This window comes from Exiguobacterium sp. s35, from assembly GCF_018617535.1.
GTDB lineage: Bacteria > Bacillota > Bacilli > Exiguobacteriales > Exiguobacteriaceae > Exiguobacterium > Exiguobacterium aestuarii.
The window spans coordinates 631,480-646,681 of the sequence record NZ_JACSKI010000001.1 but is presented as its reverse complement, the minus strand read 5'-3'; the positions used below and the strand labels follow the sequence as shown (position 1 = coordinate 646,681).

14 protein-coding genes are annotated in these 15,202 nt (G+C 48.3%); 2 read left to right on the top strand and 12 right to left on the bottom strand.

Features of this window, described 5'->3' with window-relative positions; all coding sequences use genetic code 11:
- Positions 1-148: 148 nt before the first annotated feature.
- A complete protein-coding gene (locus KNO75_RS03340; protein WP_251126029.1) occupies positions 149-1,147 on the bottom strand; it encodes an ABC transporter permease in 999 nt (332 codons plus the stop codon).
- On the bottom strand, positions 1,140-2,060 hold the full coding sequence (locus KNO75_RS03335; protein ID WP_214795333.1) for an ABC transporter ATP-binding protein: 921 nt from the start codon (positions 2,058-2,060) through the stop codon (positions 1,140-1,142). The genes KNO75_RS03340 and KNO75_RS03335 overlap by 8 nt, the downstream gene beginning before the upstream one ends.
- 118 nt (positions 2,061-2,178) lie before the next feature.
- On the opposite strand from KNO75_RS03335, the gene KNO75_RS03330 reads away from it, so the two are divergent.
- Positions 2,179-2,928, top strand: a complete 750-nt coding sequence (locus KNO75_RS03330; RefSeq protein ID WP_214795335.1) for a GDSL-type esterase/lipase family protein — start codon at positions 2,179-2,181, stop codon at positions 2,926-2,928.
- A gap of 37 nt (positions 2,929-2,965) precedes the next feature.
- Here KNO75_RS03330 and KNO75_RS03325 read toward each other — a convergent pair whose 3' ends face one another.
- Positions 2,966-3,637, bottom strand: a complete 672-nt coding sequence (locus tag KNO75_RS03325; RefSeq protein ID WP_214795337.1) for a hypothetical protein — start codon at positions 3,635-3,637, stop codon at positions 2,966-2,968.
- A complete protein-coding gene (locus KNO75_RS03320) occupies positions 3,624-4,754 on the bottom strand; it encodes a mandelate racemase/muconate lactonizing enzyme family protein (RefSeq protein ID WP_214819760.1) in 1,131 nt (376 codons plus the stop codon). Before KNO75_RS03320 ends, KNO75_RS03325 begins: the two co-directional genes overlap by 14 nt.
- A gap of 80 nt (positions 4,755-4,834) precedes the next feature.
- On the opposite strand from KNO75_RS03320, the gene KNO75_RS03315 reads away from it, so the two are divergent.
- On the top strand, positions 4,835-6,034 hold the full coding sequence (locus KNO75_RS03315) for a helix-turn-helix domain-containing protein (protein ID WP_214819758.1): 1,200 nt from the start codon (positions 4,835-4,837) through the stop codon (positions 6,032-6,034).
- Positions 6,035-6,052: 18 nt separating this feature from the next.
- Here KNO75_RS03315 and nhaC read toward each other — a convergent pair whose 3' ends face one another.
- From nhaC to KNO75_RS03275, 8 genes are all read right to left on the bottom strand, one after another.
- A complete protein-coding gene (gene nhaC / locus KNO75_RS03310; RefSeq protein WP_483298005.1) occupies positions 6,053-7,453 on the bottom strand; it encodes a Na+/H+ antiporter NhaC in 1,401 nt (466 codons plus the stop codon).
- A gap of 162 nt (positions 7,454-7,615) precedes the next feature.
- The gene (locus tag KNO75_RS03305; RefSeq protein WP_214819754.1) at positions 7,616-8,704 is read right to left on the bottom strand and encodes an amidohydrolase; all 1,089 of its coding nucleotides are present in this window, start codon (positions 8,702-8,704) and stop codon (positions 7,616-7,618) included.
- Between the two features lie 16 nt (positions 8,705-8,720).
- On the bottom strand, positions 8,721-9,065 hold the full coding sequence (locus KNO75_RS03300) for a DoxX family protein (protein WP_078146805.1): 345 nt from the start codon (positions 9,063-9,065) through the stop codon (positions 8,721-8,723).
- 56 nt (positions 9,066-9,121) lie between these two features.
- A complete protein-coding gene (locus KNO75_RS03295; protein ID WP_214795347.1) occupies positions 9,122-10,387 on the bottom strand; it encodes a S1C family serine protease in 1,266 nt (421 codons plus the stop codon).
- A gap of 111 nt (positions 10,388-10,498) precedes the next feature.
- Positions 10,499-11,317 carry a fumarylacetoacetate hydrolase family protein gene (locus KNO75_RS03290; protein WP_214795349.1) on the bottom strand — a complete coding sequence of 273 codons (819 nt, stop codon included), beginning with the start codon at positions 11,315-11,317 and terminating at the stop codon, positions 10,499-10,501.
- A 190-nt stretch (positions 11,318-11,507) separates the two neighbouring features.
- Positions 11,508-12,596: an IS200/IS605 family element RNA-guided endonuclease TnpB gene (tnpB, locus tag KNO75_RS03285; protein ID WP_214820690.1), complete on the bottom strand. Its 1,089-nt coding sequence runs from the start codon at positions 12,594-12,596 to the stop codon at positions 11,508-11,510.
- Between the two features lie 141 nt (positions 12,597-12,737).
- Positions 12,738-13,250 (bottom strand): anaerobic ribonucleoside-triphosphate reductase activating protein, encoded by a 513-nt coding sequence (gene nrdG, locus KNO75_RS03280; protein WP_214819752.1) that lies wholly within the window; start codon positions 13,248-13,250, stop codon positions 12,738-12,740.
- On the bottom strand, positions 13,228-15,078 hold the full coding sequence (locus tag KNO75_RS03275) for an anaerobic ribonucleoside triphosphate reductase (protein ID WP_214819750.1): 1,851 nt from the start codon (positions 15,076-15,078) through the stop codon (positions 13,228-13,230). Before KNO75_RS03275 ends, nrdG begins: the two co-directional genes overlap by 23 nt.
- Positions 15,079-15,202: the final 124 nt, after the last annotated feature.

Here is a 15,202-nt window from a genome sequence, read left to right as displayed (position 1 = left end):
ACTTTACACAGTTTCCCACAAACAATGTATCCAACTTTTTAATTATTTTGACAATTCTAAATATTGAGTATTTAGAACTAATTAGTTCTTATTCATAATCATTTAGCCATTAAAAAAAGTGCCACCCAGGAGGGTAGCACCATAAAAATTAATACACATCTTTTTGCGTGAAGTGATAAAACGCATACGCCAGAGCGGCAATTGACCAGATGAGAATGATGAGTAACGAAAATGGTAACGTCATCCCCTCAATCGGAGGGGCTTGTCCCTCCAAATAGGTATGAAGGCCGAAGTTGACGTTCACCAGGTATTTCGAGCTATCCCAATTTGAGCCGAGTGATGTCAAAAGTGGTCCGGAAATGAGGACGGCCATCATGATGCCGATTCCAGTTGCCGTATTTTTCACCAGCACCGAGATCATGAGAGAAATTGTACCGACAGCAGCCACGACAAGCCACGATAGCCCCATCGACATGAGCAAGTACTCCCACATCGGCAACGTATGAACGAAATCGGTCGAGAATGTGCCGGTCGGTGACGCTTGGAATCCTGTCAAGATCGGAGCTGTCCACCCGTCCCAACCGAGAACAATCCCCGATATGGCATAACTGACGACGGCGGTCACAAATATTAAGATCGACGTGTATAAAAGCGTCGTCAGCCATTTGGCAAGCAAGATTTTATAACGCCGGACCGGTCGGGACAGCAGCGTCTTGATTGTCCCATCATTATGTTCCCCACTAATGATATCTGCCATCAATACGATAATAAAGAGCGGCAGCACGAGCGTCGTACCTTGTGAAAAGAAGACGCGCATGAACGTAGGGGCACCCGGATAGCTCGGGTTGATGTCATTATCTAAATAGTATTGGTTCTGTTGGACTCGAAACTCAAGGATTTGTCGGAACTCGTCCTGCACGTTCGCAGAAGCGAGTCGGTTCTGTGTATCGATAATCTCTTGCTGAAGGTCGACACGCCAGTCGATCGTCCCTTGTTCTTCACGTTGTTTCTCGATTTGACGATAGTTCGCGTATGTGAACATCGAGACGAGAACAATCAAGATGATGGAAACGACCATCAATCTGCGCTTCCGATGAATTTTAAGTACTTCGTTCCGAATGAGTCCGAGCATGGATGGATTAGGCAATGTGATCACCACCCGTCAATGTGATGAAGAGATCTTCTAGCGTCTGCACTCGGCGCTCGAGTCCGAAAACGTCGACATCTCGTTCCATTAAGTAGCGATTCAACTTCGCTGTCTCCTCGACGTTCATCGAGATTCGAATCGTCCTTTCATCGATCACGTCCGCCTGATCAATGCCCTCGTAACCTTGAACGATTGGTAACACTTCAAAGCTGTTGGTGACATGCAAATCAACCGTCGAAGCAAGTTCCTCAATTAAGGCCTGAACTGTACCCACTTTGACAATCTTCCCTCTCGACATGATGGCGACACGATCCGCCAACAATTCAATTTCCGCTAAGATGTGGCTCGAGACGAGAACACTGAGTCCAGTCTCTTCAACAAGTCGACGAATAAATAGTCGTAAATCCCGAATCCCCATCGGATCAAGACCGTTCGTCGGCTCATCTAAAATGAGGACACGTGGATTGTTCAATAACGCCTGAGCAATCCCGAGCCGCTGACGCATCCCGAGCGAGTACGTCTTCACTTTGTCATCGATTCGAGCGGTCAAATCGACGAGGTCAATCACTTCTTGAATCCTTTTGTCATCCACACCAGGCAACATGCGCGCGAACGCTTCTAAATTTTCACGTCCGGATAAGAATTTATACAGTTCTGGATTCTCGACGATGGCTCCAATTTGATTCATCGCTTGAACGAATTGCTTGTCGACTCGATAGCCACAAATGGAAACATTTCCTTTCGTCGGTTTAATCAAACCAACAATCATCCGAATCGTCGTCGTCTTCCCGGCCCCGTTCGGTCCTAAAAAACCGAATACTTCTCCTGGATTGACTTCTAGCGAAATATTATCGATGATTGTCTTCTTTCCAATCACTTTTGTCAGTTGATGTAACTTTAACGTCGGTTCCATTGTCTCACCTCTTTCCTTATTCTATCGGACAAAATCGAATCTGTCCTATTCGAACATTCACATAGGGCACATCCATACATTTTTGATATGATGTTTGTATAGAAAGCGAGGTCAGCCCATGAAACAGTCGAAATGGTATGCATTTTTAACTGGCGCCGTTCTCTTGACGGGAATCGCGTTATACGGTCTTTGGATTGGTTATCAAGATATCGTCAATCCGCCAGAACGAACACTGTCCGTCTCTGAAGACGAGCGTCCTGAACCAGAAGGAGATATCTACGTCGCGCTTGGCGATTCGTTGACTCGCGGAGTCGGGTCGACATCAGGCGCAGGATATGTACAACCTGTCAGTGAAGGTTTGGAAGATGAATCGCTCCGTACCCAAAACTTAGCCGTGTCTGGGGCACGAACTGAAGATTTACTCGCTCAACTTGAGCAACCTGAAGTGCGTCGCACGATTGAGAACGCCCGATATATCACACTAACCATCGGCGGAAACGATTTGTTCAACCGTGGGGAAAACGTTGATAATTTCGAGTCTGTCGACATTCAACAAGTCGTTACGGATGCGAAGACAAATCTCGAAACGATTTTTTCTGAGATCCGTGCGCTCAACGACTCGGCGACCATCGTCTATATCGGTCTTTACAATCCGTTCCAAAATGATGAGAACGGGCAAGCATTCAATCAACTCATCCTCGACTGGAACGCATCCGCGAAACAGTTGGCGAACGCGCAAAACATTGATGTAATCGATCCATTCGCTTATATCTCTGACTTATCACGTGATCTCGCGACCGATCAATTTCATCCGAGTGACCGTACGTATGAAAAATTCGCGAATGATGTACTCTTCGTTCTCGAATAAACAAAATCCTCGTCAACATAAGCTGACGAGGATATTTTTATTTTTCGTATCGAACGACCCACTGTTCTCCATGTTTCATGAGACCAGTCCCTCGCCAACCTGTCTGTAGCAACTCAACTTGTTTCATCTGATTTTCCATCGGCACATCCATCGCTTCTGAAGTAGGTTGCCATGTGCGATGTAACTCCTTATAAAAAATATAACGGAGTTTTCCACCATACTTTTCTTTCAATGCCCCGATTCGGAGTCCGAGCGTGAACTTATCTTTCATGCTCGGAATATTGAACGGTGCGACGGTCGCGCAGACGACATCGAATCGGTCGTCGGTCTCGCACTGTGCCATCAATAGTTTCCCTAGGTGTGTCTGTAGCCCGTATCCCCTGAAATCTGGATGGACGTTCGTCACTTCTTGATAGAGAACACGCTCAAGCGAAGCGTCAGGCCAACCGATATCTCGACCTAAATGTTCGTCGTCAATTGGTGGGATGAGCATGGCTCTGAATGCAATGAGACGTCCTTCATGTATTGCTCCAACCAACGTTTGATCCGTCAACAGTTTCGTGAACTCTTCAATGGATAACGACTGATAGTGCTCTGGTTCAGCCAATGCCTGAATCACCGTTTCCTGAAGAGACAATAGTTCAGGTAAATCTGACAAGCTCAGAACGTGCACGTGAAGCGAAAGATCTTTCACGTCACCTTGCCACATGCGACTCTTCTCCAATCACATATGAATCAATCGTCAGTTCACGTAGCACGTCTTCATCGACGTCAATTCCGAGACCAGGTTGATCATTTAATGAGATAATCGGTAAATCATATGATAAGTTTCCGACATCTTTCCCGAACCGGAGAGGTCCTGTCAGTTCGACCGTTTTTACGATGTGACTAGAGAAAGCGACATGGAAACCTGCACTTGATGCAATCGAAGATTCGACCATTGACCCGATCTGACATTCAATTCCAGACATTTCGGCCATGTGCACCAACTTTTTCGCCGGATAAATGCCGCCACACTTCATCAATTTAATGTTTGCTTTATGTGCCGCCTGCATCATCGTCAAGCGTCTCATATCGTGAATGTCTTTCAAACCTTCATCCATCATGAGCGGAACCGCAATTTTTTGCTTCACTTCCAGCATGCCTTCAAAGTCATCTGCTCGAACCGGTTGTTCTACCCAATCGATTCCATATGGCTCGAGCATACGCATTGCCTGAACAGTGTTGGCAGCATTGACCCAGCCTTGATTGACATCGACTCGAATCGGAACATCCGGTCCCACCGCTTCTCTTACGGCTCTGACACGTGCCACGTCCGTTTGCACATCGACCCCGACTTTCATCTTCACGGCCGTGTAGCCTTGATTGATTTGTTCGAGTGCTTCTTGTGCCATATGACTTGGTTCCCCGATACTTAAGACGTGTGTGACCGGGAATGACTCATGGTACCGACCACCAATCCATTCATAGATCGGTTGATTTATTTTTTTCCCGATCAAGTCATGACAAGCGATATCGAGTGCCGCTTTTGCTGCCGGGACCCCGCGAATTGCACGATCCATCTCATCATGAATGCGCTCTAAGTGCAACGGATTTTTTCCGATTAATAGCGGTGCTAACAAATGACGGAGTACACTGATCGTACTCTCAGCCGACTCACCCGTCACATGCTCGTCCGCCACCGCTTCCCCATAACCGACAAGTCCACAAGTCGTGGTCATCTTGACAATGACAGACGGCATATCATCGTAACGATGATAACTGACGATAAACGGAACTTTTAACGGGAAACGAACTGAGAAAATTTCAATCTTTTTTATATTCATTTTCCTCACTCCTTTACTTCGATTGCGCTTTCCTCTATATTGTCGTTATATAGTCGTTAAATTGCAAGGGGGATTTTCAGATGTCCATCCATATCGCTGTCGTCGGTTCGCCAGCTTTCATTCAACAAATAATTAAAGATTCTTCTTTACCGGATGTCCGGATTGAAGGGTTTCCTTATGATGACCCACGCGAGGCGGAAGACATCGCTGATCAACTCGTGTTTTTTGACGGAGCTTTCTTCTCCGGTTCATTTCCGTATACGTACGCGACCGAGAAGGCGAACATTCCATATGCTCATCACGTTGTTCAAGATGATGTCGTGTTATTGACTTCACTCTTATATATGACGTTAACACAATACGTGCGATTAGAAGACATCTCGATCGACCTCGTTGACATGTCCCGACTGGAATCGATATTCGCATCATTTCCAAATCATGTACCCTCATCACAAGTGAAGCTACTCCACCCCCATATGAATCTTGAAGACTTGATTGCCTTTCATGAACAGCTTCAAGAAAGCGGGACGACACGATTTGCTTTGACGAGTGTGGAGCAAGTCCACCGTCGATTGATCAGTAGCGGTTTTGCTAGTCAACTCATGATTGAACCAAAGGAGAGAATTCTCCATCATTTCAATGATTTTCTACAACAGATTCGATTGAAAAAGTCAGACCAATCACAATTCGCTGTCCTCTTCTACTCGAATGCGAATGAAGACACGCTTCAACATGTGACAAATCAACAGTTGTTCGACGGCAAATTGATAGACTACGACGAAGAAGGTATCGTCCTTTTATCGAATAAAGGAAAAATCGAGTCCGCCATCTCCAGTGGAACCATCCTATTGGAAAATTCGTCTGCGTACGTCGGTATCGGATATGGATCAGATTATAAACGCGCACTCGAACATGCTCGTTTAGCCTTTCATACAACAGGCGATGCCGCTATACGAATCGTCGACGATTCGAAGCGATTAACGTTCTCAAATCAACCGTCACCGATTCATTTCCGCGTCACGCAAACACGTGTCTATCACATGATGAAACAAACCGGCATGAGTCCGACCAATATCGAAAAGATCATTCACTTCTCAGCTAATCAACTCGAATTCACAGCGAAAGAGTTGACCGATTATTTGCAGGTGACTCGACGTACGACAGAGCGACTGATTAAAAAGTTAGTCGAAGCGAAACTCATCCATGCGATTGGTGAAGAGATGAGCTACAGTCAGGGTCGACCTCGCAACGTCTATAAATTTCAATTCCCGGTCGAATGACGACCGGGAATTCTTGTTTTACTGTGCCGCCTGTTCAGCGACAGGTTCTTCTTGTTGAATGACCGCCATGCGTTCAATCGTATATCCAGTAAAGGCATACAGAATCGAAATAACCGGTACGATGAAGTTTAAGACGGCGTATGGCGCATATTCGAACGCCCCGACACCGAGCGTACCGAGAATGAATACCCCGCACGTGTTCCACGGAATAAATACCGACGTCAATGTTCCACCGTCTTCGAGTGCACGGGATAGATTCTTCGATTGCAGCCCCATTTTCTCATAAGCCCCGGCAAACATGCGTGACGGGACAACAATTGAGATGTACTGCTCCGAGCAAGTCGCATTTGTCGCAATCCCTGCTAAAATCGTGGAAGCAATCAACGAACCTGCTGTTTTCGCTAACTTCAGAATTTGATTCATGATTGATTGAAGCATTCCTGAATATTCTAATATTCCTCCGAACGTCATCGCAACGATCGTCATCGATACCGTATACATCATCGCATCAAGACCGCCTCGGCTGAAGAGGTTATCAACCAATTCATTTCCCGTATCAATGACATAGCCACTTTGGAGAGCGCCTACGCTGTCCGCGAGCGTGCCCCCTTGGATGAACACTTGAGCCAAGAAGCCAAGTGCGATTCCGACGACGAGGGCAGGAATCGCCGGCACCTTCTTCGCGACGAGTAAAATGACCGCGAGCGGTACGACGAGTAACCATGGAGAGATGACAAAGCTGTCTTCAAGAATACTGAGTGTCTGTGTAATTTCTGACGAGTCCGTCGTCGAATCCGCAAACCGTCTACCAAGCCATGCGTATACACCTAACGCGATGATTAGTCCTGGAATCGTCGTATATAACATGTGTCGGATATGTACGAATAGATTCGTATGTGTTAATCCTGCCGCCAAGTTTGTCGTATCTGACAATGGTGACATCTTATCCCCGAAATAAGCACCAGAGATGACGGCCCCCGCAACCATCGGCGCTGGTATCCCCATACTCAGCCCGATGCCCATCCCCGCTACACCAATCGTTCCCATCGTCGACCATGAGCTCCCGATTGAGAGCGCGACGACCGCACAGATGAGACAAATCGTTAAAAGAAAGTATGCGGGTGAGATGATTTTCAGTCCGAAATAAATCATCGTCGCGACAATTCCTCCGCCAATCCATGCCCCGATTGTCAACCCGACGAGAATGATGATGACGACAGCCGGCAAGGCGAGACGAATTCCTTTATACATCATCTCTTCAATCTCTTTCCACTTAAACCCGTGACGCCATGCGACAATTGAGGCGACTGCCGTCCCGACGATAAGCGGGATATGTGGCCCTTGTCCGAGTTGGACGATTGAGATGAGCATGACGATGATCATCACACCGAGCGGTAATAGTGCCCACCCCAATTTCATGTCTTGCTTGTTCCCCGTTGTTTCCATGTAACTTCCTCCCCTATAGCGAAAATTCAGAATTGTCGTTATATTGTCGCTAATAACGTTATGATAGCGCTTACACTTGTTTGATGCAATAAAAAAATGAGTGGACAGACATCTGTCTATCCCACTCATCGATTCTTATGTGGCGGCAATACGGAGGGCATCTGCAAGAAGTAGTGCCCCATCTTCTAGCGCATCACGATCAAACGTCATATGCGGATGATGGAGACCCGGCCCTAAATCAGCCCCGATTCCAATCATCGTCGCATCAAGCGTCGGTTTCTCAACGGTATAAAAATGAAAATCATCGCTACCTGACGTGACGATCCGTTCGACAAGAGCCGACTCACCAAATCGTTCTTCAATCGCTCGTTTGGCGATTTGGCTCGAACGTTCCCCGACGACGGCTCCAGGTGTGAAGTCCTGCCATTCCCACTGCAGTTTCACGCGATGAAGTTGACCGACTTGAAGTAACATGTCTTCGACACGATTACGCAACTCGAGCAATTCTTCATTTTGTTGAGCACGAACGTCAATCGAGAACGTCGCATTCCCCGGAATGATGTTCATATTGTCGCTCCCGGCGTGGACTTTCGTCAATTTGACGGAATGCGGCTCAAACGGAGATAAATAAATGCTTTTTAGCATGTGTTGAATCGTAAAGATGACGTCGAGTGCGTTCTGTCCTTGATGCGGTCTTGCCCCGTGCGCATCATCACCGAGCACCTCTCCCTTTAAGAAAAAGGCTGCCCCATGCTGAATCGCCGCGGCGTATTGGCCTTTCTTCAACTCTTCTTGTGGACGTAAATGAATTCCGAAAAGTTGGGTCACGTCTTCTAACGCGCCTCGCTCAATCATAGCGAGCGACCCGTTCCCTTGCTCTTCAGCAGGTTGGAAAATAAAACGAATGCGTTTCTGTAGCGTTTCGTCCTTCAACTGCTCGAGGGCGCCGAGGACCATGCTGATGTTCGCGTCGTGTCCACATGAATGATTCGCTTGAAACGTTCCGTCCACTTGTTGCCATAACGCATCGATATCGGCTCGGACCGCGATTACGTCTTCACCCGATCCGATCTCTGCAATCACCCCGGTCACATCCTCAAACGTCCGATGTGGAATCGACCAGTCTGATAAGATCGATGCGATTGTTCGAGTCGTCTCGACTTCTTTCCAACTGATTTCTGGATGAGCATGGAAATGCTCAAACCACTTGATTACGCTTGTCATATGTATCTCCACACCTTTATATTTTTTTGACGCCTTTGATGAGAACCCATTGGAGCGGGAGTCGTCCCCATGTGATCCATTTCGGGATCACTTTTCCACCGATTCTAGATGGCTTCACGGCCATATTGATATTTGCAGGGAAGACAGCGATAAAGAATGCCGGTAGCGTCCGTTTCACGAACGACGTTCCTTTGTTCAGTAATAGCATCGCCCCGAAGACAACTTCAACGACTCCGCTCAGTTGTACCATCAATCGACGGAACGGCCAAGACTTCGGAATAATCGACATGAACGCCTTTTCTCTGACAAAATGTAAAATCCCTGCCCCGAATAGTAACACTCCATATAAATTTCGAACCATATCTCATCCTCCTTTTGTATAAGCATAGCAAAAAAGGCGGGCATATTGCCCACCTTTTACAGTGCAGAACCGTTTGCATTTTGAATCTCGACTTGAACCGTCTCTGTTTTTCCGTCACGGACATATTCGATGTCGACTGTTCCATCTGTATCCCGGATCAATTCACTACGGAGATCGATGAACGAGCTGACTTCTTTGTCATTGATTTTCACGATGACGTCACGCGCTTCAAGACCCGCTTTCGCAGCTGAACTATTTTGTTGGACTTCCACGATAATCGTTCCAGCCGTTACCGATTCAGGCAGGTTGATTTGTTCCGTCAAGTAACCTGGAGGGAACTCTGACACATCACGTAGCGAGACGCCGAGCGAAGGATGGTTCACTTCTCCCGTTTGTTCGATTTGATTGATGAGTGGAAGGGCGATGTCGACTGGAATTGAGAATCCGACTCCCTCGACTTCTGCCGTTGCAATCTTCATCGAGTTGATTCCGACGAGTTGTCCTTCTTCATTGATTAATGCACCGCCCGAGTTACCTGGGTTGATGGCTGCATCCGTTTGAATGACCTCAGCGTTGAAGTCGGCTTGACCGTTCTCATCCGTATCCACCGGTACGAGACGTGACGTCGATGAGACGACACCACGCGTCACCGAGTTCTCGAATTGTCCGAGCGGATTCCCGATCGCGATGACGGTTTGACCTGGTTTCAATTCGCTCGATTTTCCGATTGAGATGACAGCTGGTACTTTGTCAGCATCAACTTTTAAGACCGCCAAGTCATACGTCGCGTCACTTCCCATGAGCGTTGCTTCTGCTGTCGTTCCGTCATTAAACGTGACCGTCAGCTTGTCTGCCCCATTGACAACGTGATGGTTCGTTGCGATAAATGCCGAGTCGCCTTCTTTTTTGTAGATGACCCCTGAACCGACTCCAGCCTCGACCGCTTCACTCGAGAAGCCGGTTTGGGCGAAGTTGTTCACGGTCACGACGGCAGGTTGAGCAGTCGCGACGGCATTCGTGACTGAAGAATCGGACACGTTTGATGACGTTTGGACCGGAGTCCCTTGTGAGGTCACGTTCGTGTCACTCACACTCGTAGCGGGTTGGTCGATGAACGGGTAAGCGATTGCGCCCGTCAGCAATGCCCCGATGATCCCACCGACAAGTCCTGGGAACATACGGCTGACGAATGACGGTTTTGATTGTGTTCGTACTTTTGCTTCTTCTCGGTTGGATGAACCGAGTTCTGTATCTAACCAATCTTTTTGTTGCTCTGATTCATGTAATTGATCGCGTTCATTTGATTGATCGTGACGATCCATAATGATTCATCTCCTCTGTGTTATCTTCTACCCTTACTATAACGAAGAGGAACACTCATTTATAAAATGATAAATGAATTACAAGATTCTTCACATTTTGCGTCATTTCATTCAGACAATCACATTTCTTAGCGTACCGAGGCCTTGAATCGTCACTTCGACGGTGTCTCCCGTTTGAAGATAGGTCGGTGGTGTCATGCCATGACCGACTCCGGCTGGCGTACCTGTTGCGATGATGTCGCCTGCTTCGAGCGTCATGCCTTTCGATAACGTACGAATAAGCTCATCAATCGGGCGAATCATATCAGCCGTCGTCCCGTCTTGGCGCGTCTCACCGTTGACATCCGTTCTGATTCGGAGTGGAAACTGTAGCTCGTCCGGTGTCACGATGAATGGTCCCATCGGACAGAACGTATCGAGCGACTTCCCACGGAAAAATTGAACATGTTCTTTTTGCACGTCTCGTGCCGTCACGTCATTTAGAATCGTGTATCCAAAAATGTGTTCCTCGACCGATTCGATGTCTCGTCCCGACTTACCGATGATGACAGCGAGTTCGCCTTCGTAGTCTAATTTGTCCGTCAAATCCGGATGCCGCTCAATGACCGCTTCCGGACCGATCACCGAAGTCGGCGCTTTCGTGAAAATGACAAGTTTTCCCGCTCCTGCTGTATCCATCTCTTTCACGTGTTCTTCGTAGTTCTTCCCGATACAAATCACGTTTTTCAAAGGACGATACGGGGCGAGCAATTTCACATCCGTCAATCGGTATGACGGCGCCACGTCCAAATCAATATCTGGTTCGAACTCACGGGCAATCACTTCTAATAAATTTGTCGTATGTACTTGATTGCTAACATCGAAGACAAAATCGCCCTCGACAATCCCCACTCGTTGTTCTTCCTGCATGTCAAAACTACACCATTTCATCAAAAATCCCCCTTTTTCATCATTATACAAAAAATCGAGACATGTCTGCCTCGATTACACTTTGTGTGAACTACTCGCCACTTATTTGCTTCACAAATTGAAGTGGGAGCTTCTTGGGAAGACCGTACTTTTACTAGCCACGGTTGTTTACCAAGCTCGTCGGGCAGTCCCTGCCCTGAAGGAATTCGTTTTAGTTTGCCAACATCAACAGATTGATGCTTGCGTTGATGTCACGGTCATGATGCACGCCACAGGCACACGTCCATTCACGGACATCCATCGCCTTCTTCTCGCTTTTTACTCCGCAAGTGGAACAGATCTGCGTCGATGCGTACCAGGGGTCTGCCTTGATGAGTGTCCGTCCGTAGAAGTTTGATTTGTATTCGAGTTGCCGGACGAACTCGTACCAGCTGACATCCCCGATGGACTTGGCGAGCTTATGGTTTTGCATCATGTCCTTCGACTTCAATGTCTCCACGACGATGACTTGGTTCTCGTCAACGATCCGTCTCGACAGCTTGTGAAGGAAGTCCTTGCGTTGGTTGGCGATCTTTTCGTGTTTCTTGGCCAAAAGTAATTTGGCTTTTTCACGATTCTTGCTTCCAATCTTCTTTCGCGACAGCGCCCGTTGCGCCTTCTTGACCTTCTCTTCTGACTTACGAAGGAAACGAGGGTTTTCAATCTTCTCAGAAACCATTTCGTTATTCGTCATAATCGCGAAGTGCTCCAGACCGAGATCGATCCCGACCTTGTTCTTGGCTGGAATCCGTGGTTCATCGTCCTGTTTGACGAGGATGGAGATGAAGAACTTGCCCGTCCTCGTCATCGAGACCGTCGCCGACCGGATGACGCCCTCGAACGGACGATGTTGTGTGAACCGCACGAAGCCGACCTTCGGCAGACGGACTTTGCCCGCCTCGATGCGGATCGTGCCATGCTGGTTGTTCGTCGTGTAGGAGGCGCGCGACCGCCGTCTCGATTTGAAGGCAGGGAAACCGCCCGTCCCGGCGAAGAACTTCGTGAACGCGGTGTCGAGGTTCAGCTTCGCGTTCGCGAGCGCGAGGCTGTCCGCCTCGGCGAGGAACGGGAACAGGGGCTTGTAGGAGGCGGGTGTCGCCGGTTTCCGTCTCGTTCCGTTCCCCGCTTTCGCCTCCTCGCGGATGGCGATGCGGTCCTCGAGCAACTTGTTGTAGATGAACCGGGCGCAGCCGATGGTCTTGATGAGGAACTCGGTCTGTGCCGGCGTCGGGTAGAGCCTGTATGTATAGCCTTTCAGCATGTCCGTCCCTCCTCCCTTCCGAAGATCGTGATGTGTCCTCCTCATCCGATACCCGTGGAGGGGGAGGGAGAATCTGACGGAATCACGAACTTTTGTTCGTCATATCTGTCACAGGGGGAAAAGTTTTTTGGACCGGGCGATTCATTTCCCACCTACGCTGGGCTTCGCCCCGAGACGCTTAGTGGAGGGAGAATTCTCGCCTGATTTAGTTAAAAAGATGATTCGTTGATTGCTCGACCCCCGAAAGCGGAGTCCCGTGTCTCGTAGTGACTGCTCGAAACGTCCGTCAACGAGGACGTCAGCGTGGTCCAAAACAGTTTGAACCGATTCGTCGTGCATCGCTTCCAACTGTTCAATTGTATAACCGGTATACACCCACACGTTTTTACCGAGCGATTTACATGCCGTGACGAGTTCCGCTAACGCTGACGATTGCAGGAACGGTTCGCCTCCAGAGACGGTCACCCCGTCCCAACCACTCATTTTTATGCGATGGACAAGTTCATCTACTTCGATTTCATCGCCACCGGCCGGATTCCACGAGGAAGGATTGTGACACCCTTTACAGTGGTGGGGACAGCCGGCAGTAAAGATGACCGTCCGTATTCCTGGTCCATCGACGACCGATTCTTCAACGACGGATAGAATGCGCATCATGTTTCACCCTCGCCCGTTCTTCTTCTCGTTTCGCCGTATTCCAACGGTCCATCGTCCCGACTAAATAGCCGGTGATGCGGCGGATTCGTTCGATGTTTGTATCCTCACCACAAGTCGGGCAGGCAACGTCAATCAGTCCTTCTAACCCACAATTTCCACAACGGTCGACCGGATGATTGATCGAACCATATCCGATATCATGTTGACGCATCAAGCGTACAATCGATTCTACTGCTTCTGCATTGTGGGCAAGGGAACCATCGACTTCGACGTAAGAGATGTGTCCCGCGTCGCATAACGCGTGATACGGTGCCTCAATTCGGATTTTTTCTCGGATGGAGACGGATTGATAAACCGGCACGTGGAATGAATTCGTGTAAAACGCCCGATTGGTAACCTCGTCGATCATCCCGAACTCTTCCTGGTCTCGGATCACAAATTTACCTGATAGTCCTTCTGCAGGTGTCGCGAGCAACGAAAAGTTCAAGTCGTACGCTTCGGCTGCTTCACGCATGCGATTGGACAAATGGGTGACGATGTCGAGACCGAGTCGCTCCGCTTCACGGGACTCAGCATGTGTACTGCCCGTCAACACTTTCAATGTTTCAGCGAGCCCGATGAAACCGAGTGAGAGCGTTCCTTGTTTCAATACGTCTCGGACTTCATCCTGTATATGTAACTGCTCACTGCCACGCCAGACCCCTTGTGTGTAAAGAAAACGAAATTCTTCAGCGCGACGCGTACATTGATACTCGAATCGCTCGATCAACTGTTCAATCCCGATGTCGATATATCGGTTGAGAATTCGATAGAAGTCCGAAAGCGACTCGGAGACGAGTGCCATCTTCACCAGGTTGAGTGTTGAGAAAGACAGGTTGCCTCGTCCGATTGACGTCTCCTCCCCGTGCCGGTTTCCCATGACTCGCGTACGACAACCCATGTATGCCACTTCTGATTCGTGTGTCCCGTCATAATACGTGGCATTGAACGGGGCATCGATAAAAGAGAAGTTCGGGAAGAGACGTTTGCCTGTGACGCGGCACGCCTCACGGAAGAGATCGACATTCGGGTCACCATCGTTGAAGTTGATACCTTCCTTCACTTTAAAGATTTGAATCGGAAAAATCGGTGTCTCTCCGTTCCCTAACCCACGTTCTGTGGCACGGAGTAACTCCCGAATGAGGATACGTCCCCACTTTGATGTGTCCGTCCCATAATTGATTGAAACGAAAGGTACTTGCCCGCCACCTCGTGAGTGCATCGAGTTCGCATTGTGAATGAACGCCTCACACGCCTGATACGTCGCCGAAATCGTCTCTTCTTCTGCGAGTGTCTCCAATTGCGCCTCGTCCCAGTCAACAGGTAACGATTGGAGTCGGCTAAGTTGACGCTTATATGTCTTCTCGACATACGGTGCTAAGTCGACGTCAAACATCGGAAAAGCCTGCCCCCCATGTTGCATATTTTGATTCGCTTGTAGGATGATGGATGCGAGCGCCATGGCGGAGCGAATGTCTTTCGGGGACCGAATCGTCCCATGTCCTGTATGGAAACCGTCTTTCAACAATTGACCGAGTGGAATTTGACAACATGTCGTCGATCCTGTGATGTAATAGTCCGCGTCGTGCACGTATAAAAAGTTATCAGTGACGGCTTGCTTTGACCGTTCCGACATCAAATATGTCTGCGACAATTCTTTCGATACTTCTGAAGAGAGTCGTGCTAATTTCCCGAGCGGGGACTTCCCGTCAACGTTCGCATTCTCTTGTACTAAGTCTTGGTCTGGTAAGACGCATACGTCCTCATACAACCGTAGTAATTTCAATACCCCTCACCTCACTATATATGGATTAAAAACAGTTTAAATTGTTTTTAAAATCCTATATATAGATTATGACACGTTTTTTTTTGGAAGGTCACGAGTCAATATTGTGACAGTTTACATGTGC

Bases quoted from the DNA above. Each gene is read 5' to 3' on its own strand.
- KNO75_RS03295 (WP_214795347.1), bottom strand. From the start codon at position 10,387: ATGGATCGTCACGATCAATCAAATGAACGCGATCAATTACATGAATCA.
- KNO75_RS03290 (WP_214795349.1), bottom strand. From the start codon at position 11,317: ATGAAATGGTGTAGTTTTGACATGCAGGAAGAACAACGAGTGGGGATT.
- KNO75_RS03335 (WP_214795333.1), bottom strand. From the start codon at position 2,060: ATGGAACCGACGTTAAAGTTACATCAACTGACAAAAGTGATTGGAAAG.
- KNO75_RS03300 (WP_078146805.1), bottom strand. From the start codon at position 9,065: ATGGTTCGAAATTTATATGGAGTGTTACTATTCGGGGCAGGGATTTTA.
- KNO75_RS03305 (WP_214819754.1), bottom strand. From the start codon at position 8,704: ATGACAAGCGTAATCAAGTGGTTTGAGCATTTCCATGCTCATCCAGAA.
- nhaC (WP_483298005.1), bottom strand. From the start codon at position 7,453: ATGAAATTGGGGTGGGCACTATTACCGCTCGGTGTGATGATCATCGTC.
- KNO75_RS03325 (WP_214795337.1), bottom strand. From the start codon at position 3,637: ATGTGGCAAGGTGACGTGAAAGATCTTTCGCTTCACGTGCACGTTCTG.
- KNO75_RS03320 (WP_214819760.1), bottom strand. From the start codon at position 4,754: ATGAATATAAAAAAGATTGAAATTTTCTCAGTTCGTTTCCCGTTAAAA.
- tnpB (WP_214820690.1), bottom strand. From the start codon at position 12,596: ATGCTGAAAGGCTATACATACAGGCTCTACCCGACGCCGGCACAGACC.
- nrdG (WP_214819752.1), bottom strand. From the start codon at position 13,250: ATGCGCATTCTATCCGTCGTTGAAGAATCGGTCGTCGATGGACCAGGA.
- KNO75_RS03315 (WP_214819758.1), top strand. From the start codon at position 4,835: ATGTCCATCCATATCGCTGTCGTCGGTTCGCCAGCTTTCATTCAACAA.
- KNO75_RS03330 (WP_214795335.1), top strand. From the start codon at position 2,179: ATGAAACAGTCGAAATGGTATGCATTTTTAACTGGCGCCGTTCTCTTG.